The organism is Mucilaginibacter sp. P4_D1 (genome assembly GCF_056401935.1).
Genome location: NZ_JBFUIJ010000016.1, coordinates 68,390 through 89,811 on the forward strand (window position 1 = coordinate 68,390; position 21,422 = coordinate 89,811).

A 21,422-nucleotide genomic window follows, 5' to 3' on the forward strand; every position below is an offset into this window, starting at 1 on the left:
TAAACTTTATGATGAAAAGATATTTTGCAGTACTTATTGTTGCTGCTGCAGCATGGCTAACCGCCTGTAAGCAACCTCCAATTTCCCAGCCGGGCGATGTTACTTTAAGTAGCTATTTTAGCGATACCACAGGTGGTGTTAAAACAGGTGGCGTTCAGGTAGTAACCATCAATACACTCAAGGGCAAGTTCCACGTCTGGACAAAAAAACTGGGCAACAATCCTAAAATTAAATTGCTGCTGCTTAACGGCGGTCCAGGTGCCACACACGAATACTTTGAGTGTATGGAAAGTTTTTTGCCGGCCGAAGGCATCGAACTGGTTTATTATGATCAACTGGGCTGCGGCAATTCTGATAATCCTAAAGATACATCCATGTGGAGCCTGCCCCGTTATGTTGAAGAGGTTGAGCAGGTGCGCCAGGCCTTAAAGCTGGATAGCAGTAATTTTTACCTGCTTGGCCACTCGTGGGGCGGTATCCTGGCTATGGAGTACGCGCAAAAATACCAGCGTAATTTAAAAGGCCTTATCATTTCAAATATGATGATGAGCGTGCCCGATTATGGTAAATACGCCAATGATGTATTAGCAAAGCAATTTGACCCCAAAGTGCTGGCAAAAATCCGGACTATTGAGGCCAAAGGCGATTTTAAGAATCCGGAATACATGCAATTATTGTTGCCAAATTTTTACGCTAAGCACATTTGCCGCATCCCGCTTGACCAATGGCCCGAACCTCTTAACAGGGCAATGGGTAAGCTGAACGAATCACTATATGTAACCATGCAGGGACCAAGCGAATTTGGTGTTGCCGGTAAGCTGGTTAAATGGGACAGGATGGCCGACTTGCCCAAAATAGCTGTACCAACGCTAAGCATCGCCGGTCAATACGATACCATGGACCCGAAACACATGGAAAAAGTATCTCAGTTGGTGCAAAACGGCAGTTATTTGTATTGCCCCAACGGCAGCCATATGAGCATGTATGATGACCAGCAAACCTACATGACAGGCCTTATTAAATTTATAAAAGGAGTGGATGCAGGAGAAAAGAAGATAAAACTGTAACCACCTTCAAATTCAAAATACAACGCCCTGGGCCTTCATATGCCGGGGCGTTTTGCTTTGGTAAACTGTTTTTTTGTTGGCAAACAATACAAATTTACAGGCTTCCTTTTATATTGCAAAATCGCCTTTTATTGATGCACAAAACAGGTAAAAAGAGGTAATTAATTCAAACTTTTTTGCAATAAATGTGCTACTTATTGATACAAATACTACATTTTTTAACACAAAAATAAAATGGAGATTTTTTTTCAAAAAAAATCAAAAAAGCATCCGAAAAAATTGGCAATCGTAAGCTTTAAAATTGCCAGGGCGGTAAGCACTCCGATCTTTTGGTTGAGGTGGCAAAATTAAACCGACCGGTAAAATGATTAAAATGTTTAAACATGCAATTTATCATTGAACAAAAAAAAGTTTGCCACTTTTAACCGGAATGATTTTAAAATAAGAGATTTGCTGTCGCCGAGTTATAAATACATCTAAACAACTTATTGAAAAATGATTTTTGCATCGTACCCGAAATTTAAAAAAAGCGCCTGTTTACTGGCCGCCGGCTTACTGCTCGCCGGAACAATTAATGCCCAGCAAAACAATACAAAAACTCAAAAAGACGAAGTAGACTTTGTTAACCCACTGATAGGTACCGCCATTACCGGTTTTGCCAAAGGCCTTGATGGCGGTGGTACCATGCCCTGCGTAAATGTGCCCTTTGCCATGACAAACTTTGTTGCCCAAACCGGCGAAAGCAAAATGGGCCGCATGTGTTATCAATACGAGGATAAAACGGTTATCGGCCTGTTGGCCACCCACCAGCCAACCGTTTGGATGGGCGATTACGGCTATGTATCTATTATGCCCCAGGTTGGTAACCTGCGTGTATTACCAAACGAACGAAAACTAAGCTACGATCATAAAGACGAGATAGCAAAGCCATACTACTATTCGGTTAAGTTAAAGGCTGATAATAAAACGTTTATCAAATCGGAGATAGCGGGAGCAAATACCTGCGGCATGTTCCGGTTTACTTTTCCGGCTGCGGATAAAGCGCACCTCATTATCCAGGGTATAAACCTTAACCCGCAACTAAAGGATTGGGCAAACGATTATGCACCAAGACTTAAAAAATTAAAAGGCTACGTTCATGTTGATACTATCAATAATGAAATTACAGGCTACAATCCCGACAGGCAATCAGCCCAGATAGGGCCGGAGCTTAAAAACTTCAAGGGCTATTTTATTATCAGGTTTGATAAACAGATCCGAAAATACGGTACCTGGGATAACAGCAACATTAAAAAGGGAAGTAAGGAACAATCCGGCACCCGCATGGGCGCTTTTATTTCTTTTAAAACTCTTGCCAATACGCAGGTAAAAGTAGCAGTAGCTACCTCATTTATCAGCATTGACCAGGCCCGCCACAATCTGAAAAATGAAATTCCTGATTGGGATTTCGACAAAGTTGTAAAAGCAACCCGCGACAACTGGCAGCAGCAATTAAAAGAGATACAGGTAAACGGGATTACCGCGGGCCAGAAAACCATATTTTATACCGCCCTTTACCATACCCTGTTGTTCCCAAGGCAATTTTCGGAGTATGGCCGGTATTACAGTGYGTTTGACGATAAGGTACATAGCGGTGTTTCTTATAACGATTATTCGCTTTGGGATACCTTCCGCGCTTTGCACCCTTTGTTAACGCTGACCCAGCCCGAACGGGTAAATGGTATGGTGAAATCGTTATTACAAATGTACCAGGAGGGCGGCTGGATGCCCATGTGGCCAAACCCAACCTATACCAATATTATGATAAGCACCCATGCCGATGCGGTGGTGGCCGATGCCTATGTAAAAGGTTTTCGTGGGTATAGTACCAAACTGGCTTATGAAGCCATGCATAAAGATGCTTTTACGGCTCCCGACGGTGATACACAAAAAAAATGGGGCGACCGCGACCTTTGGACAAGCTATGAAGCCCGCGGCGGCCTTACCAACTATCATAAACTGGGTTATGTTCCTGTTGATAAAACCCGTGAATCGGTTTCGCGTACTATTGAGTATGGTATTGACGACTATTGTGTGGCCCAGGTGGCCAAAGCCCTGGGTAAGGATGATGATTACAAGCAGCTGATGGCCTGGAGCCAGAATTATAAAAATGTATATAACAGTGCTACAGGCTTTATGGCGCCGCGCAACGCCAACGGACAATGGTCGGCCAAGCCGGATAGCGGGTTTACCGAAGGCACCAAGTGGACTTATACCTTTGGCGCCATGCAGGACGTACCGGGCATGATAGCCCTTATGGGCGGCGAAAAGGCATTTGCCGATAAACTATCCCACAACTTTACCGATGGCCACTACAGGGCCGATAATGAGCCCGGGCACCACTACATATACCTGTTTAACTATTGCGGTATGCCCTGGAAAACCCAGGAACTGGTAAGGCAAAACGTGGGCTGGCAAAATTACCGCAACGCCCCGGTAGGCATCAACGGTAACGACGATTGCGGCCAAACATCGGCATGGTATATTTTTAGCACCATGGGTTTTTACCCGGTAACCCCGGCATCGGGTATGTACAGCATCGGTGCGCCTCAATTCCCGTATATTGCCCTAAGCCTGCAAAATGGCAATAAGCTGGTTATTAAAGCCACCGACCTATCGGCACAAAACAAATATGTGAAGGCAGTTACATTTGATGGCCAGCCCATAAAAAACCACATGATATCGCACGAGCAGATAAGCCACGGCGGCACATTGGAATTTAAAATGACAAGTGTGCCGCAAAAAGATTGATATGCAGATTTCAGATATGCGGATTTCAGATGTGCGGATTTCAGATGTGCAGATTTTTTCCTTACCGGTGGCCCGGCGCAGCATATCGAAATAAAATTTAAATAATTCACAGTTGATGAAAGAATTTATAATAGATCAATTGAAAGTTGAAGTATCGGGTAGCCGGCACCTCATGGGCATAGCGGCGGCAAACGCCGTCACGGAAAAAATCAACCAATTGCTAAAAGCAAAGCAGTTCGTCAATATCATTTTTGCGGCGGCCCCGTCGCAAAATGAATTTTTGGATGAATTGCTGAAAAGGGATATAGATTGGACAAGGATCAGGGCTTTTCATATGGATGAGTACCTTAACCTGGATGCGGACGCACCACAAGGTTTTGGCAATTTTTTAAAAGCACGCTTGTTTGGCAAAGCGCCCTTTAAGGCGGTACATTATCTTAATGGCAACGCCGCCGATGCGGAGCAGGAGCGCCTGCGTTACGCAGACTTGCTAAACCAGTTCCCGCCGGATATTGTTTGCCTGGGCATCGGCGAAAACACGCACCTTGCTTTCAACGACCCGCATGTGGCCGATTTTAATGATCCCCTGTTGGTTAAAATTGTCGATCTGGATAATGCCTGCCGCGTGCAGCAGGTAAATGACGGCTGTTTTGCCAGGATAGAAGATGTGCCTACACATGCCTTAACGCTCACCATCCCCGCATTGATAAACACTCCATTTGCGTTTGCCATTGTGCCGGGCGAAAAAAAGGCAGATGCTGTTAAGCATACGTTGAATGCAGCAGTATCAGAAAAATACCCTTCAACAATATTGCGAAGGCACCCGGATGCTATATTATTTGTTGATGATAAAAGTGGTGTATATATTTAGGAACTAATAGGGAATTGGATTTGAAGATAGATGTGGTAGGTTTGATATCATAGGTGTTAGGAAGAAATAGAAAAGCGCAGGGTGTGTGCGGTACCTTCCCTTGGGAAAAGGGGGGAGGTCATTAAGTTAAGCAATTGACAGGATGCTCCAGAGGAGCAAAAGCTTTGTAGAATAAATGAATTAAAGTTTTTGCGTGCCAGAGGTACACCACCTAACGTTCCGTACCTCTGGCACGGGAAGCTCATCTTTGATGTTTTTACTACAAAGCTTTCCCCCCGCTGGGGGAGAAAATCTTTAACTTAATGACATTGTGGAAGGGGAGGTAGGGGCTTAAATCAGGCATTCAAGCTGCTTTGCAACTCGTAGCTCACACAAACCCCTCCCTGCCTTTGCGCTCATTCCGACCGCATCCCAAGGAGGGAATAAGAAACTTTGGAACAGCTATGTAGAGGTGATACCACAAATAAAATTAAGTTCCCCTTTAAAAGGCATTCTATGAAAAAATTAATACCCGCTCTATTACTGATATTTAGTTTAAACGCCGTTACAGCGCAGCAGGCAAAGTCGCCTTTTGCGGTGCGCGGTTTCCATCTCGATCTGCGCATCCAGGTAATGACCATGCCGGCGCTTAAAGCTTTTGCATTAAAACTAAGCCAAAACGGGGTGAACACGCTGGTGATGGAGTGGGAGGGTACCTATCCTTTCGAGAAACACCCGCTGATACCCAACCGCTACGCGTACAGCAAGCAGGAAATTAAAAACTTTATCCGCTACTGCGACAGCTTGGGTATTGATGTGATACCACTGCAACAAAGTTTTGGCCATGTGGAATACATTTTACGGCACCAGCGTTATAAAAATCTGCGCGAGGATCAAAAGGATGTATCGCAGGTGTGCCCGTTGGAAACGGATGGGGATAAAGCCCTGTTTACCGATTTATATACCGAACTTGCCGCCACGCATACCTCTAAATATATCCACATCGGCGGCGATGAAACCTACCTGCTGGGGCACGATGCCAAATGTAAGGCCAAAGCCGAAAAGGAAGGTAAATCCAAACTATATACCGATTACATTAAAATGCTGTGCGAAATCGTGATAAAACTGGGCAAACGCCCTGTGCTTTGGGCCGATATCGCGCTGAAATATCCCGATGCCATTAAATCATTGCCCAAAGAAACCGTTTTTGTAGATTGGAACTATGGCTGGGATATGAGTTATTTCGGCAATCACCAAAAGCTGATGGAAAGTGGTTTCGAAATCTGGGGATCGCCGGCAATCCGCTCGAGCCCGGATAATTATAACCTCACCCTGTGGGAAAAACACCTGAAAAATATCGGCAATTTTATCCCGGCTGCAAGCAAGCTGGGCTATAAAGGGATGATCATGACGTCGTGGTCAACATCCGGCCAATATTCGGCAGTGTATGAATCAGAAGCGGATATGACCGAGCTGTATGCCATCAGGCACGTGTACCCACTGTCGGGATTCAATATGTCTATAGCTGCCTATTTCGAAGCCGTTAAAAGTAACCAGCCTTTAAATATCACCAACTTTGTATACAGTTACGGCCAAAAGCAGTTCGGGTTTGATAAGGCCGGGGCCATATCATTTTGGGAAGCACTTAAAACAACACCTTATGAAATACAACAGGGCGAGGTAAAATCGCCCATACCATTATCGGTTAAACAATTGCTGGATAGTTGCACTACGGCCCGCCAAAAGCTGTACGCCCTAAAGCCAACAAAAAACCAGCAGGAATTTGAGCATTTTAAATTAATGGCCGATATCAGGGTGTATTACCTCACTTACCAGGCTATTGAAAAGCAGGTGAACGAGGCGTCGTTTAATAATGCACAAAAGCCCGCAATAATTGCTGCGTTAAAGCAACTGTTGGCTACCTCAAAAAGCCTGGATGAAAGGTTTGAACAATTGAATAAAGATTTCCTGAACCCATCGGCCATCCGGGAGGAAAACGAACTGCGTAATATGAAAGTGATAGGGTTATTTGATAGGCTGGCAGGCGATAAATAATTTAACAAAGCTACCGCGAGGCTTCACCTGGAAATATAATGAGATTGGAAGATTAAAATCCAACTTATTGATATATTTAAACCACTTTACAACTGTTTTTTATTCTAAACCTTTCATATCATGATTTTAGTATTTGTTTTAATATGTGCGTTTATTATCTATCTAATCAACAAAAAGAAGTTTATAGGTAAAACGAATGCTCAAAAAATATGGGGATTTGGTATTTACGCATTATCCGTATTCGTTGGTATATTTATTTTTTTTGAGATACTTCACATCATAAAATATCATTCCATCAACTAAATTATTGCTACCGCGAGGTTTCACCTCGTGGTTAAACATGGTTTCAGCTTTCAGCTGAAATATTAATTGCTTTGCTTTTCTGCCGTTAAAAACTCCCGGTTAACACTTGATATCAGCAGTTTAAATGATGGCTCGGCTTTAGTGTATTCGGTAAGTAATTTGAACTGGTTTTTTGCCCGTACTAAATTATGGCCCGGATACTGTGCGCCATAGTAGCTATCGTTGTTTAAAAAGTCGGTTAAAAAGCGCAGGGCCTGCATGTAAATCATTAGTTTTCCCGAAAAAACGAATAGCTGTTTTTCAGCTTCCGTCAGGATATTGCCCATTTCGCTCATATAACCTTTGTATATGGCGCGGAAAAAATCCTCGCGGATATGGATTTTATCCATGTTAGTCTCTTCTTCGTTGGCGGGGGATAGGTATGTACGCATCATATCGCCCACATCGCTTAAATAGTAGCCAGGCATAACGGTATCCAGGTCTACCAAACAAAGCGCGTGGTTTTGGCTGTCAAACAATACATTGTTAATTTTGGTATCGTGATGAATGGCGCGTAAGGGGATCTCGTTATTAGATATCAGCTGGTTGTAAGTTTGCAATATTTGGTATTGATTGTAAACTTCCTTTATCTCGGTTGCGGCTTCTGCCAACTTAACAGGCAACGCATTTTTAGATGCTGCTTTAAACTGGTCGAACCGGAGCTTAAGATTATGAAAATCTGATAGCGTGTATTGCAGCTGGCCGATATCAAAATCATTCAACAGGCGCGTAAACCGGCCAAATTGAACGGCTGCCTCAAAGGCTTCCTGCTTGTCCTGCAAAAAGTTAACCGTATGCGATCCATCGATAAATGGAAATAGCCTGTAAAATTTCCCCTCAGATGATTTTACCATAAAGTGATCATCAATGGTTTTTAACGGTGCAACAAAAAGATAACCGGGGTTATGTTTGCCCAGGTACGTTCGTACCAACTCCAGGTTGTTGGCTATAAAACCGGGATTTTTAAAAACCGAAGTATTAATTTGCTGCAGGATATAGGCATCGCTATGGCCTTTAAGCTTATAAGTATGGTTTATTAAACCCGAACCAAAAGGCTGCACTTCATAGTCGGCAGCGTTTAATCCAAAGCTTATCAGTATATCATCAAACATATTATATCCGGTTAACACATCAAACATACTTAAACAGTTGATGAAACTGCCACGCAAACGTTTGACCGTTTTTTATTTATTTTTTATTCTCGATCAGTTGCGATTCTATAATGATTTTGTAATAAGCACTTTGCTCATTACTACCCTTATCCTGGTGATGCAGCAAATCCATCAGGATATCAGCAGCTTTTTGCCCCTGCAGGTATGGGAACTGCTCAACAGATGCCGCCGGGATGTTTTCCATATAATTGATTAACGGTAAATTGGCGTAGCTTACAAATTCAAGGTCTTTATTTATCCTGATGTTCAGCTTTTGTGCGTGTTTAATGGCAAATAAGGCTACATAATCGTTAAACGTAACTACGGCTGTGGGTTTCCTTTTATTGGCCAGCAACTCGTCGAAAGCTTTTTTTGTGCCTTCCTCCGTTAAATCACAGGATACAATAAGCGAGGGATCAAATTTTAGGCGGTTTTTGGTCATGGCTTTTATATAGCCTTCTTTCCGCTCGCCGGTGGCCACCATAGTCTGGGGGCCGTTGATCATACCTATGGCACGGTGCCCTTTTTTTAAAAGGAAGCTAACAGCCTCGATAGTGCCAATTTCCATATTACAGGCCACGTAGTGGATGTTGGCAATATTGGGTATCCTGTCAAAATAAACTACAGGAATGTTATACTTTTTAAGGTTTTCAAAATGCTGAAAAGATGAAGTGTTTTTGCCTACCGATACCAGCAGCCCATCTACACGGTGATTTTTCATTTTCTCTACCAGTTCCTTTTCTTTCTGCTCATCATCATGTGATTGTGCAAGCAATACCGTATAATTCTTTTTATAAGCGGTATCTTCAATGGCGCTAATGGCCGATGAAAAAAAAGCTTCAGAAAGTTCGGGCAAAATAACACCAATGGTGTGGGTTTTTCCCTTCTGTAAAAAAATGGCGGTCTGATTGGGTTCGTAGTTCAGTTCGACTGCCAGCTTTTTAACTTTTGCCCTTGTGCTCAGGCCGATACTGGGATGGTCATGCAAGGCCCTTGAAACTGTAGATACCGAGATACCCAGCAGCTGGGCTATCTCTTTTATAGTAGTTGGCTTTGATTGCATTATCCTTTTGCTGTACTTGAAATAAAATTAAAGTTAGCAGATTATTATCAAATTATTGCCCGTTTGGCGGCTATTGCAAACGTTTGTGTATTGTTTTCGGGGCCCGGTAACGTATTTTCAGGTGCTTAATAACTAATTTCATCACAGCAAGAAAAGTTTATTACAATTTGCTAATTTAAAATTTTTATCAGCCTAAAATATGAGCGGTAATACGATAACAGTAAAAAACTGGGGTACAGCCAATGGTCAGGATATTACGCTTTATAAATTGCGCAATAAAAACGGCATGCAGGTATCCGTTACCAATTACGGTGCAGCTATCCAGGCCATAATAACGGCCGACCGGGATGGAGCTATGGCCGATGTTGTTTTAGGCTATGATGATGTAGAAGGATACGTGAACGATCCCTATTACACCGGCGCTATAGTAGGCCGTTTTGCAAACCGCATAGCAGGGGGCCTGGTTACGCTGGATGGCATGCAACACCAGCTTACTGTTAAGCCGGGCGGCTTTCATCATCATGGCGGTGCGGTTGGCTTTAATAAAAAAGTATGGGGAGCAAATCATTTTGTTCAAAAAGACAAAATTGGCGTAGTGCTCAGGTATATCAGCCCTGATGGGGAAGAAGGGTTCCCGGGCGAACTGACCACGGCAGTTACTTATACTTTGAACAATAAAAATCAATTGGAGGTGGCTTTTGATGCCAAAACAAATAAGACTACATTGCTTAACCTTACCCAGCATGCTTATTTTAACCTCTCGGGGTTGGCGGGATCATCAATTTTAAATCACGAGTTAATGATGCCTTTAAAAAACTATTTGCCGGTAAACAAAATGCACGTGCCTGTAGGCCATTTGGCAGCTGTTGAAAATACCCCGTTTGATTTTACACAGCCCACAGCCATAGGCAAAAGGATTGATGCCGACCATGAGGAACTGAAACAGGGGCAGGGCTACGACAATACCTTTGTAATTAAACAACAAGCATCGGCCGAATTGGTTATGGCTGCCACTGTAACCGAACCGCAAAGCGGCAGAGTGCTTCATGTTTATACAACCGAACCATCGGTCCATTTGTATACCGGTAATTTTATTGATGATAATTCTCCCGGTAAAAACGGGGCAAAGTATATGCGCCGGAGTGGTTTTTGCCTGGAAACCCAGCACTACCCCGATGCGCCAAATCATACGCATTTCCCGACAACGGTATTAAGGCCCGGGGAAACTTTCAGCAGTAAAACTATTTTTGAATTTACAACTGATGCCATTTAAATGATAAAAATGGCCAGTTTCAAACGTTTGCGTGGAGATACAGGATCTTATTTTTTACCAAAGGCCTAAATGCCGGTACATTTATAAAAGGATACCCGGTGGTATTCTATTGATAACCAAATATGAAAAAAACAACCTTCTGCTGCCTTTCTTTTTTACTAAGTGTTTTTACAGCTACCATTTCGCTGGCACAGGGTACAAGTTCACAAGCGACACCGTTAATGCAGGTGATTCCCTTAGGTGGCAATGCCTGGGTAAACGCGCCCGATACCATTACGGATGAGGGCCTGCTGAATTGGAAAAATCCTAAATCAACACCGAATGTCTATTTCAGGGTTTCGGTTGCACAGGATATTAAAGTATCCTTAAGGCTGCGGGTGCCACAGGGCGAAAGTAAGATTGGGATAAAAGCAGGCGAAAATTATATATTTAAAAAGGTAAGCAACCGGGCTTTTGATACCATTGAGATGGGGACTATCCATTTAAAGCATGCCGGTCATGTTAAAATTGAACTGAAGGGCATGAGTAAAACAGGCGCAGTTTATGCTGATATAAGCGACCTCATCATCCAAACCAAACAGCCCGATGCCGATATAGCTTATGTAAAACAAGGCAGTTCGTTCCACTTCGGCAGGAGGGGGCCGTCGGTGCACCTGAGGTTTACGGTTCCCGATGATAAAAAAACAAAAGTGAAATGGTTTTACAACCAGATAATTGTTCCCAAAGGGCGGGACGTTATCGGATCATATTTTATGGCAGATGGCTTTGGCCAGGGATATTTTGGCATGCAGGTAAACTCAGCCACCGAACGCCGGGTGTTGTTTTCTGTATGGAGCCCGTTTAATACCGAAGACCCCAAGAGTATACCCGACAGCATGCGCATTAAATTAGTAAAAGGCGGCGCAGGCGTGCACATTGGCGAATTTGGTAACGAAGGATCGGGCAGGCAAAGTTATATGCACTACCCCTGGGAAGCCGGGAAAGCCTACGGCTTTTTGTTAAAGGCCGAACCTGATGCTGCTAAAAATTCAACAACGTTTACTGCTTATTTTGAAGATGTTGCCGCCGGCAAATGGTTCCTGGTGGCCAGCTTTAACCGGCCGCAAAAAGCTACTTACCTCACCAGCCTTTACTCGTTTGTTGAGAATTTTGAGCCCGAAAATGGCGATAAAACCCGCAAAGCCCTGTTTACCAATCAATGGATAGGCGATAGTGACAATACCTGGCAACAACTTACCGGGGCTGTGTACACGGGCGATGCAACCGCCAAAGCCAACTACCGGAAAGATTATGCAGGCGGCGTTGAAGGAGATAAATTTTACCTGCAAAACGGCGGCTTTTTTGATGGCTTTATAAAATTAAGCACACCATTCACCAGGGCTGCCGTAAGTGCAAAGCCTGTTATTGACATTAATAATTTACCTGTTAAATAGAGAATCAAGAGATTAGAATCAAGAATCAAGACAAAAAGCAAGCCGATTGACGAATCAATTTCAAGGAAGGAACAGTTCGTTACGTAATATTTTTTATGCTCAGGCCTTGCACTTATCTTATTTCTTATTCTTTGCTCTTGATTCTTAACTCATATTACCTGTTAAATAAAACTGATATATCTTATAAAATGGAAAGAAGAGAGTTTATAAAAACCGGCGCTATTGCCGCAGCCGGCTTTAGCATATTGCCGACTGGTAGTTTGTTTGCATCTGCACAAGCCAAAGTAAGGCTTGGCTACATTGGTGTTGGAGCCCGGGGCATGAGCCATATTGCCGAAGGTTTGCTGCGCGATGATGTAGAAGTAGTAGCCATTTGTGATACCCAGGAGCATTCGCTGAAAATTTGCCGCGAATACATAGCCAAAAAGGGTCATGCCCCGGTGACGGAATACACAGGTGGACCGGATGCCTACAAAAAACTTTTAGACCGTAAGGATATTGATGCGGTGATCATAGCCACCCCATGGCAGTTTCACCATCCGCAAGCTATTGATGCCATGAAGGCCGGCAAGTATGTAGGCTGCGAGGTTATCGCGGGCTTAACGGTAGACGAACATTGGGACATTGTGCACACCTCCGAAAAGACAGGAATGCCCTATATGACGCTGGAGAATGTTTGTTACCGCCGGGATGTAATGGCTGCACTTAATATGGCACGCCAGAACCTTTTTGGCGAGATCATCCATCTGGAAGGCGGTTACCAGCACAATTTAAGGCCGGTACTGTTTAACGATGGTAAAGGCAGCTACGGTAACACCGGCGTGGAATATGGTGCTAAAGCCTTAAGCGAAGCACAATGGCGTACCCAGTTTAATATTGATGTAGATGGCGACATTTACCCAACCCATGGTGCAGGCCCTTGTATGCATTATGCTAACATCAACGCGGGTAACCGGTTTACCAACCTGGTATCTTTTAGCTCGAAAGCACGCGGTTTGGGTGCTTATATCGAAGAATTATCGCCCGGCCACCCCAATGCTAAAATCAACTATAAAAATGGCGACGTAACCACCACTATGATCAATTGCGCCAATGGCGAAACCGTGTTGTTAAGCCACGATACCCATTTGCCGCGCCCATATTCTTTAGGTTTCCGCGTGCAGGGTACCAAGGGGCTGTGGATGGATGTAAACAAAAGCGTTTACATTGACCATAAATCAAAAGAAGATGATTCATGGGAGCCGGCACAGCAATGGTTTGATAAATACGACCACCCGCTATGGAAAAAGTACGAAAAACTTGCCCAGGGTGCCGGTCACGGCGGTATGGACTGGTTTGTGTTTAACGCCTTTATCGAATCGGTAAAAAACAAACGCCAAACACCTATTGACGTTTATGATTCGGTTACCATGAGCGTTATTACGCCATTATCAACCAAATCACTTAAAGAAGGTAATGCAAGTGTGGCCTTTCCGGATTTTACAAAAGGCAAATGGAAAGACAGGAAAAACAGTTTCGCGCTGGACGACAGCGGTTTTTAAGTAGTTTTTAAGTCTCTTCTCCAATAATATAATGTCATTGCTTATCCAGGCAATGACATTTTTTTTGCCCGGCCGGAACCAAAAGTTGACGGCCGGCCCCGATACGTTAATCTCCTCAAAATCAAAAAAATCCGCCACTCGTCCAAAACAGGAAGTTTTCGGCAGAATCCATCAAAATCGTCCGGTAAAAACCGCTTAAAACATTGCAAATCTGTGTGTTTTGCTTTGTTGCGTAGCTGCAATTTGCTATTTATCAAACGTTTGCGTAGTTAAAGTTTGTGTTAAACAAACGTTTGCGCTGTGTTAAAACAGGCTTTTTCAAGGCTGTATACCTAATTTCCAATATTGAAAAACGAACAGAAACTATTCAAAACCAACAACAATTAATTAATACTAACACCAAAATGTATGATTAAAATTTACACACATCCTGATCCGGGCTTCACACAAAGCAATCTTTTAAAAAAGAAGCTTTATGGTGCCCTTGTTAAAATGATATGCTGTTACCTGTTTGTATTGCTGCCCATACTGGCCAGCGCACAAACTGTTATTACAGGTAGCGTAAAAGATAAAGACGGACCTATCATAGGCGCAACAATTAGCGAAAAGGGCGTTAAAAACACCACATCGACAGACCTAAGCGGAAAGTTTAAAATTACACTTAAAGGCAGCTCCAATGTTTTAATCATATCCTATATAGGATACAAAACACAGGAAGTTGCCGCAAGCGGAACAATAAATGTAACCCTGCAGGAAGACCTTAACAAACTTAACGAGGTTGTAGTTGTAGGTTACGGCTCGGTTAAAAAAAGCGACCTTACGGGTTCTGTAAGCTCGGTAAAAGCCGATGACCTTAACTTAGGGGGTACAACTTCAAACCTGGGCCAGGCCATACAGGGTAAGGCAGCCGGTGTGCAGGTACAACAATCAAGCTTTGCACCGGGTGGTACCATATCTATTACCATACGTGGCGGTAACTCTATTAATACCAGCAACTCGCCATTATATGTAGTTGATGGTTTTATTACCGATAATGGTAACCAGATTAATCCAAATGATATTGATGATATCCAAATCCTGAAGGATGCATCGGCAACGGCTATCTACGGCTCGCGCGGTGGTAACGGGGTTGTTTTGATCACTACCAAAAAAGGAAAAATTGGTAGAGTAGCCGTTGATGCCGATGTTTCAAACGGTCAGCAATATTTAACTTACCATCCGTCACTATTAAACGGACAGCAGTACACCGATATTCAAAATGCTACGGCTATTGAAGATGGCAAGCCAGCTATATTCCCTTCAAACTTTCCGCTGRCCAATACCAACTGGTTAAAAGCTGCAACCCAGAATGCAACAGTACAAAACCGCAACTTAAGCATTAGCAGTGCCGATAAGGATTCAAAAATTTATGTATCTGGTAATTACCTGAAACAACTGGGCGTATTAAAAGGTACCAGTCTTGAACGGTATACCGCGAGGATAGGTGCCGAGAAAACCCTGAATGAAAACCTGAAATTAGGCGCCAATTTTTACGGCGCAAGCTCAAATTCAACCCTGCAATCATACTCAGGAGACATTACCGCGCCATTGTTTGGCCTGTTAACTGCTCAACCCAATATCCCGGTTTACAATGCCGATGGCAGTTATTATGTATACCAGGGTAAAAATAACGCCCTTGCATCGCTTTTGGAGCCGACCAACAAAAGCGGCAGCAAACTGATAAACGGTAACGTTTCCTTAGATTATATTTTATTTAAAGGCTTAACCTACCACCTGGGCGCAGGCAGCGAGTATAGCCAGGTTACGGCAGGCCAGTATACGCCAAGAACATTGGTAGCAGGTAAAGCAAATGGCGGTATAGCTGCCGAGCAAATGTCGACTGCTTTCAGGTGGTTGGTTGAAAACTATTTGACCTATAAATACAATTTAAAAGATCATGCATTTACCTTATTGGTAGGTAATTCCAATCAAAGGGATGTTTCCGAATCATTAGGGGCAGGTGCAAAGGGTTTCCCTACTGACGTGTTCCTGTACTATAATTTAAGTGCAGGTTCAACAGTTAACGGTTATAGCAGCGGCAAATCAGAATCCTCGCTAACCGATTATTACGGCAGGCTAAACTATGCTTATAAAGATAAGATCCTGGCTACGTTTACCTTAAGGGACGATGCTTCATCAAAATTTGGCAGCAACTTCAGGCATGGTATCTTCCCTTCAGGTGCCTTGGCATACAAGCTTGAAGATGAGGATTTTATCAAAAATATAAATACATTCTCGAGCTTGAAACTACGGGTTAGCTACGGTGTTACCGGTAACGACAGGATCAACAATTATCAATACCTGAGCACATTTGGTAACTACAGCACGGTGCTTAGTCCCGGCGGTCCTTTACAGGTAGGTATCGAGCCTTCCAGCTTATCAAACCCTAACTTAAAATGGGAAAGTACGGCACAGTTAGATGCCGGTTTGGATATGGGCTTTGCCGATGGCCGCATTAACGCCACTATCGATGTTTATCGTAAAAAAACTTCAGACCTGTTAATCAATCTTCCAATTGGTCAATGGTGGGGCTTTAATACCCAACTGGTAAACGGTGGCGCGATAGAAAACAGGGGGATCGAACTTGGTATCAATACCAACAACATCCGGTCTAATGGCTTTTCATGGAATAGCAGTTTTAACATCTCTTACAATAAACAAAAAGCTTTAGATCTGGGCGGTATCAAAACCATCAGCAGCAATACAGCTAACCCAAGCGGTACAGTATCCGGCCGGGAATTTTCGAGGCTGGAAGTAGGGCAGGAGTTAGGCATGCTATATGGCTATGTTTATGCAGGTGTACTTAAAACCGGCGAAACCTACTCGCCGCAGCCAAATTCAAAAGCAGGCGATCCTAAATATGTAGATGTAAACGGCGATGGCGTAATAACCCCGGCCGATCAAAAATACCTGGGTAACTCAAACCCTCACTACAGCATGGGTTTTGGTAACGATTTTCATTACAAAGGTTTCGACCTGAACATTTTTATCCAGGGTGCATTTGGTTATAAATTGTTTAACATGAACAGGCTGGTACTGGAATCAACCACAAGCACCGATGCGTTGAACAGGTTTGTTGCCGGTAAAAACGAAAATACAGATATCCCCCGCGAAGGTTATTTCCTGAGCACTTATGGCGGTTATGTAAACTCCCGTTTTGTTGAAAATGCTTCTTACGCACGTTTGAAATCAGTTTCATTAGGCTATAGCTTCCCGTCATCGTTATTTCAGCATATCAAAATTGTGCAGGGAATAAGGCTGTATGCCGAAGCCCAGAACCTTGTTACCGTAACCGGCTACAAAGGAACCGACCCTGAGGTGAACGTTCATACCGGCAACACATCCGGCGGTTTGGATTTTAACTCATTCCCGGCTTTCCGAACTTTTGCTTTTGGTATTAAAGTGTCTGTTCATTAATCATTATAAATCATCCCTCAACGGATCAACATAAAATTAAAGCAAATGAAAAAATATAGTATTTCCCTAATCATAGTGGCGGTTTGTTTGCAGTTCTCCTGCAATAAAAACCTCGACCCTAAGGTATATAGCAGCTTAACCAGTACCAATGCGTTCCGCACCCAATCTGATGCGGTAGCGGCTGTAAACGCTGTTTACGCACGTTTAAAAGGCCCGGCTGTTGGCGATAACTTTGACTATTGGACAGTAAGGCACTTTGCCCTGACGGATTTAACAACCGATGTTGGCCACTGTAGCTACAGCGGCGACCCTGGTCAGCTTTCGCTTGTTCAATGGAACTCGGCAAACGGTTTGTTAGCCGAAGATTGGAAACAGATTTATAAACTTGTTGCCGATGCCAACAACGCCATCTACAATCTTTCGGCAATGACTACCATCAGTGACGATGCTAAAAGCCAGTTTCTGTCCGAGATTAAGTTTTTACGGGCGGTTGCTTACCTTGACCTTACCGATGCCTGGGGGCCTGTGGTTTTGGTTACCGAGAAAGATGTTGCCAATCCTAAATATACCAGCCAGCCACCGGTTACGCCTGTTGCCACTATTGATGCGCTGCTGATAGCAGATTTGCAGGCTGCCATAAGCACGTTGCCTGCAAATTATGCCGGCAATAAATATTACTCAACCAATGATGTTGGCCGTGCTACCAAAGGTGCCGCCATGACATTATTGGCCAAGCTATACCTGCGCGAAAAACAATGGCAAAAAGCTGCTGACGTGGCCAAACAGGTAATGGATTTAAACATATACCAGTTGTATCCCAGCTATTCGGGTTTGTTTAAGGAAGATAACAAATGGTGTTCAGAAAACATATTTTCGGTGTTGAGCGATGCCAATGTTAACGGTACCGAATTATTAAACCACTTTGGCCCGCTTAACCACCCGGTACTTACCGACAGGTGGCAGTACTACGCCGTAACCTGGGATTTTTATAACAGCTATGGCGATGAAGACGACCGTAAGAAAATGTTCTTTACACAATACGAAGGCGTTGATGGATTAACCCACAAAGAACCGCCAACTTTGGGTGCTACACCTCCCGCGGGCGTTTTATACATGCCGGATGTTGCTACCATGAAATATGCCGACCCGAATGGCGCAAATACCTATTATGATGGCCACAGTGTTGATATTTTACGCTACGCCGATGTGTTATTAAGCAGGGCAGAGGCATTGAACGAATTAGGCGGGCCTACAACTGAGGCCGTTGGCCTGGTAAACCAGGTTAAAGCGCGTTCGCACGCCAAGCAATTGGTTGCGGCCTCACTTACCCAGGCTACCTTCCGCGACGCCCTTTTGCAGGAACGTGGCTGGGAGCTTTATTATGAAGGCAAACGCAGGGCCGATTTAATGCGCTTTGGCAAATATGATGTGGTTGTAAATGCATACCTGAAACGTACCGGTCAAACACAAACTGTGCAATTACCGCGCGATCAGTATTTCCCGTATCCGCTTAACCAGGTTACTATTAACCCTAATTTGAACAACTCGGGCAGGCAGCAATAAAAGCCCGGGTATTATCAGCTTAAAAGAATATACGGTTTAAAAAAGCCGTATATTCTTCATTTATTTAGTACGATGAGTATAAAAGACAGGTTTTTTGCAGGATGTTGGCTAATGATGGCCATGCTGATAGGTACTGCCGTTTTTACCGGGTGCGGTAACGGGCAAATTATTGAGCAGGTAAATGTTGGCTTGCATAATAACAACGAGTTAAAGATCCAGGTTGATGTAACAACTTCAAAAGCTGCCGGTATACGCGTAAAATACTGGGCCGATGTGCCTAAAAGTATCGGGTTTTATACTCCGGTATCAAAAGCTAATACTAAACATTCGTTTGTACTTACCAATATCGCCCCCGATACCAAATACTTTTATAACATCGTAACCCTGCAAAATGGGGTCGAAAAAGTGAGTAAAACTTACGATTTTAAATCGCACCAGTTACCGCTTTTTCTAAAGGATCAGTTTAAAGCAAAAACCGCCGAAAAAACAACACTGCCTGCTGAGTTTAATGATGGCCTGATGCTCATCAATAAACGCTACGCACCCGGCATAGYCTATTTGGTTGATTCGTGGGGAAACATCAGGTGGTACCACATGATAGATAGGGTTGGCTTTAAGGTGATTAATTTTACAAAAGATAATACGTTACTTTCTATTTTAGGCCGTAATGACGAGCCTACCAGCTACGGCAGCGAGATATTGGAAATTAACCTGCTGGGCGATACCTTACTATACCTTAAAAAGGGCCAGGGCGATTTTAAGCAAACCATACACCACGAGATTTTGAAAAATGATAAAGGGCAGATAGTCACCCTTTTTGTGGATCAAAAGATTATGGATTTAACCGGCATTGGCGGTGCCAAAAAAGATACCGTTAATGGCGATGGTATTATGGTGATGGATACCAAAGGCAAACAGCTTTATAAATGGAGCGTGTTTGATGTGCTCGATCCGCTGAAAGATAAAAAACTGCTGAAAACCAAAAAAGACTGGATGCACGCCAACAGCCTGAATTACGACATAGACGGCAATTACCTCATGTCGTTTTACAACAACGGCCAGATATGGAAGATTGACGCCAAAACAGGCAAAGTGATTTATAAATTTGGCAGAGGCGGCGATATTGCCATGCCTGCCGAATGTAATTTTACCCAGGCACACGCTGCCCACATCAATGCCAAAGGCGAACTGATGTTTTTTGACAACGGGGTAGAAAAACACCAGTCGGGCGTGTTTGCGATGAAGATTGACGAAAAAAATAAAACCTCGAAGATTGATACGCACTTCCAGCTACCTAAACAAATTTTTAACGGCAGGATGGGCAGTGCATACCTGGTAAATGATACCACCACGTTGGTGTGCTGCTCAAAAAGGCACATCATTGTATTAACCAACAACAAAGGCGTTTTGCAGTGGACTATGGAAACATCGGTACCAACTTATCGCGCCGGCTTTATCAAATACAAACAGCTCGATCCGTATTTAAAACCATTAAGTATATCCTGGTGATGATTAAGTATATTAAATTGAATAAAAAATATCAATATGTAGTAACCTTGTTTGCCATTTTTGTTTTGGCAAATAGCGTACAATTATTTTCGTCCTGCAACTCAAATGGCCGTACGCCAGCAGGTACTACAGACTCTTTGACAACAGCATCCGATAGCCTGGTAAGTATTGATACTGCAAAAATACCACATGGCAAATATGGCGATGCGGTGAAGTATGGCAGGCAGTTGATGTTGCACACCGCGTATTACATTGGCCCTAATGGTGTTAATGGCCATTATACCGGTAATAAAATGAATTGTACCAATTGCCACCGGGATGCAGGTACACGCCCCTATGCTTTTAATTTGGTAAGGTCGTTTAAAGATTATCCGCAGTACCGTGCCAGGGAGGGCCGCATTTTATCGCTGGCCGAGCGGATTAACAACTGCGTAATGCGGCCAAACCTGGGCAGGCCTTTGCCGCTGGATAGCAGGGAGATGGTATCAATAATGGCCTATTTAAAATTTCTGAGCGATTCATCACACGTTGATGCCCGCACCAAAGGACTAAAAAATATGACGGTTGAACTGCCCGATGTAGCGGCATCATCTGACCATGGCGAGAAGCTTTACGCGCAGCATTGCGAACGTTGCCACTCAAAAAACGGCGAGGGCAAAATGGCTTTTGATAACGTAGCATACCAATACCCGCCAGTATGGGGGCTGCTGGCATATCGCCCGGGCTCGAGCATGCACCGTGTAGTTAAACTGGCGCAATGGTTAAAGGCCAACATGCCTTATGATAAAACCACGCCCGGCACTACGTTTTTAACAGACGCCGAAGCACTGGATATAGCAGCTTATGTAAATGATGATAAAAAACATCAACGGCCCGCTGCCAAAACAACAAAAGAGGAGGATTATCCTAACCACGAAGAGAAAGCAATTGATTATGATAAAGGGCCGTTTAAAGATCCTTTTTCAGAACAACAACATAAGTACGGGCCCTATAAGCCAATTATTGATTACTGGGAAGGTAAGGGTATTACGCCGGTTATTTAATATTGGGCGAGGGGTTTTTAAGGAAATAGAGATGGGGATTTGTGGGGTTCCTTCAATGAGGGAAGGAGCGAAGTTATCAAGTTAAGGATTTTCTCCCCCAGCGGGGGGAAAGCTTTGTAGCAAAAAAATCAAGATGAGCTTCCGTGCCAGAGGTACGGAACGTTAGGAGGCGTACCTCTGGCACGCAAAAACGTTAATTCATTTATGTTACAAAGCGTTTGCTCCTCCGGAGCATCCCGTCAATTGCTTAACTTAATAACATCGGGGTAAGAGGAGGTAGCGGTCA

General features: G+C 43.6%; 13 protein-coding genes. 11 read left to right on the forward strand and 2 right to left on the reverse strand.

Annotated features, from left to right (window positions below; translation table 11 throughout):
• Positions 1-8: 8 nt before the first annotated feature.
• From AC1DV1_RS15860 to AC1DV1_RS15875, 4 genes are all read left to right on the forward strand, one after another.
• Entirely contained in the window at positions 9-1,067 is a 1,059-nt protein-coding gene (locus tag AC1DV1_RS15860; RefSeq protein ID WP_477360868.1) for a proline iminopeptidase-family hydrolase, read from the forward strand.
• A 495-nt stretch (positions 1,068-1,562) separates the two neighbouring features.
• Positions 1,563-3,857 carry a GH92 family glycosyl hydrolase gene (locus AC1DV1_RS15865; RefSeq protein ID WP_477360870.1) on the forward strand — a complete coding sequence of 765 codons (2,295 nt, stop codon included), beginning with the start codon at positions 1,563-1,565 and terminating at the stop codon, positions 3,855-3,857.
• Positions 3,858-3,972: 115 nt separating this feature from the next.
• On the forward strand, positions 3,973-4,728 hold the full coding sequence (locus AC1DV1_RS15870) for a glucosamine-6-phosphate deaminase (protein WP_477360872.1): 756 nt from the start codon (positions 3,973-3,975) through the stop codon (positions 4,726-4,728).
• 495 nt (positions 4,729-5,223) lie between these two features.
• Positions 5,224-6,762, forward strand: a complete 1,539-nt coding sequence (locus AC1DV1_RS15875) for a beta-N-acetylhexosaminidase (RefSeq protein ID WP_477360874.1) — start codon at positions 5,224-5,226, stop codon at positions 6,760-6,762.
• Between the two features lie 365 nt (positions 6,763-7,127).
• Here AC1DV1_RS15875 and AC1DV1_RS15880 read toward each other — a convergent pair whose 3' ends face one another.
• Entirely contained in the window at positions 7,128-8,216 is a 1,089-nt protein-coding gene (locus AC1DV1_RS15880) for a phosphotransferase enzyme family protein (RefSeq protein ID WP_477360876.1), read from the reverse strand.
• A 76-nt stretch (positions 8,217-8,292) separates the two neighbouring features.
• Positions 8,293-9,318 carry a LacI family DNA-binding transcriptional regulator gene (locus AC1DV1_RS15885; RefSeq protein WP_477360878.1) on the reverse strand — a complete coding sequence of 342 codons (1,026 nt, stop codon included), beginning with the start codon at positions 9,316-9,318 and terminating at the stop codon, positions 8,293-8,295.
• Between the two features lie 199 nt (positions 9,319-9,517).
• Here AC1DV1_RS15885 and AC1DV1_RS15890 point away from each other — a divergent pair, with 199 nt between their 5' ends.
• The 7 genes from AC1DV1_RS15890 (at position 9,518) to AC1DV1_RS15920 (ending at position 21,136) form a co-directional block, all read left to right on the forward strand.
• Positions 9,518-10,591: an aldose epimerase family protein gene (locus AC1DV1_RS15890; protein WP_477360880.1), complete on the forward strand. Its 1,074-nt coding sequence runs from the start codon at positions 9,518-9,520 to the stop codon at positions 10,589-10,591.
• A gap of 122 nt (positions 10,592-10,713) precedes the next feature.
• Positions 10,714-12,024 carry a DUF3472 domain-containing protein gene (locus AC1DV1_RS15895; RefSeq protein ID WP_477360882.1) on the forward strand — a complete coding sequence of 437 codons (1,311 nt, stop codon included), beginning with the start codon at positions 10,714-10,716 and terminating at the stop codon, positions 12,022-12,024.
• 188 nt (positions 12,025-12,212) lie between these two features.
• Complete coding sequence (locus AC1DV1_RS15900; protein WP_477360884.1) at positions 12,213-13,565, forward strand: Gfo/Idh/MocA family protein; 1,353 nt, start codon at positions 12,213-12,215, stop codon at positions 13,563-13,565.
• Between the two features lie 408 nt (positions 13,566-13,973).
• Positions 13,974-17,021: a SusC/RagA family TonB-linked outer membrane protein gene (locus AC1DV1_RS15905; protein ID WP_477360886.1), complete on the forward strand. Its 3,048-nt coding sequence runs from the start codon at positions 13,974-13,976 to the stop codon at positions 17,019-17,021.
• A 45-nt stretch (positions 17,022-17,066) separates the two neighbouring features.
• A complete protein-coding gene (locus tag AC1DV1_RS15910; RefSeq protein ID WP_477360888.1) occupies positions 17,067-18,584 on the forward strand; it encodes a RagB/SusD family nutrient uptake outer membrane protein in 1,518 nt (505 codons plus the stop codon).
• 72 nt (positions 18,585-18,656) lie between these two features.
• Complete coding sequence (locus AC1DV1_RS15915) at positions 18,657-20,093, forward strand: aryl-sulfate sulfotransferase (protein WP_477360891.1); 1,437 nt, start codon at positions 18,657-18,659, stop codon at positions 20,091-20,093.
• The gene (locus AC1DV1_RS15920; RefSeq protein WP_477360893.1) at positions 20,093-21,136 is read left to right on the forward strand and encodes a c-type cytochrome; all 1,044 of its coding nucleotides are present in this window, start codon (positions 20,093-20,095) and stop codon (positions 21,134-21,136) included. Before AC1DV1_RS15915 ends, AC1DV1_RS15920 begins: the two co-directional genes overlap by 1 nt.
• The last annotated feature ends 286 nt before the right edge of the window (positions 21,137-21,422 follow it).

Bases quoted from the DNA above. Each gene is read 5' to 3' on its own strand.
- AC1DV1_RS15895 (WP_477360882.1), top strand. From the start codon at position 10,714: ATGAAAAAAACAACCTTCTGCTGCCTTTCTTTTTTACTAAGTGTTTTT.
- AC1DV1_RS15885 (WP_477360878.1), bottom strand. From the start codon at position 9,318: ATGCAATCAAAGCCAACTACTATAAAAGAGATAGCCCAGCTGCTGGGT.
- AC1DV1_RS15880 (WP_477360876.1), bottom strand. From the start codon at position 8,216: ATGTTTGATGATATACTGATAAGCTTTGGATTAAACGCTGCCGACTAT.
- AC1DV1_RS15875 (WP_477360874.1), top strand. From the start codon at position 5,224: ATGAAAAAATTAATACCCGCTCTATTACTGATATTTAGTTTAAACGCC.
- AC1DV1_RS15920 (WP_477360893.1), top strand. From the start codon at position 20,093: ATGATTAAGTATATTAAATTGAATAAAAAATATCAATATGTAGTAACC.
- AC1DV1_RS15870 (WP_477360872.1), top strand. From the start codon at position 3,973: ATGAAAGAATTTATAATAGATCAATTGAAAGTTGAAGTATCGGGTAGC.
- AC1DV1_RS15910 (WP_477360888.1), top strand. From the start codon at position 17,067: ATGAAAAAATATAGTATTTCCCTAATCATAGTGGCGGTTTGTTTGCAG.
- AC1DV1_RS15890 (WP_477360880.1), top strand. From the start codon at position 9,518: ATGAGCGGTAATACGATAACAGTAAAAAACTGGGGTACAGCCAATGGT.
- AC1DV1_RS15900 (WP_477360884.1), top strand. From the start codon at position 12,213: ATGGAAAGAAGAGAGTTTATAAAAACCGGCGCTATTGCCGCAGCCGGC.
- AC1DV1_RS15860 (WP_477360868.1), top strand. From the start codon at position 9: ATGATGAAAAGATATTTTGCAGTACTTATTGTTGCTGCTGCAGCATGG.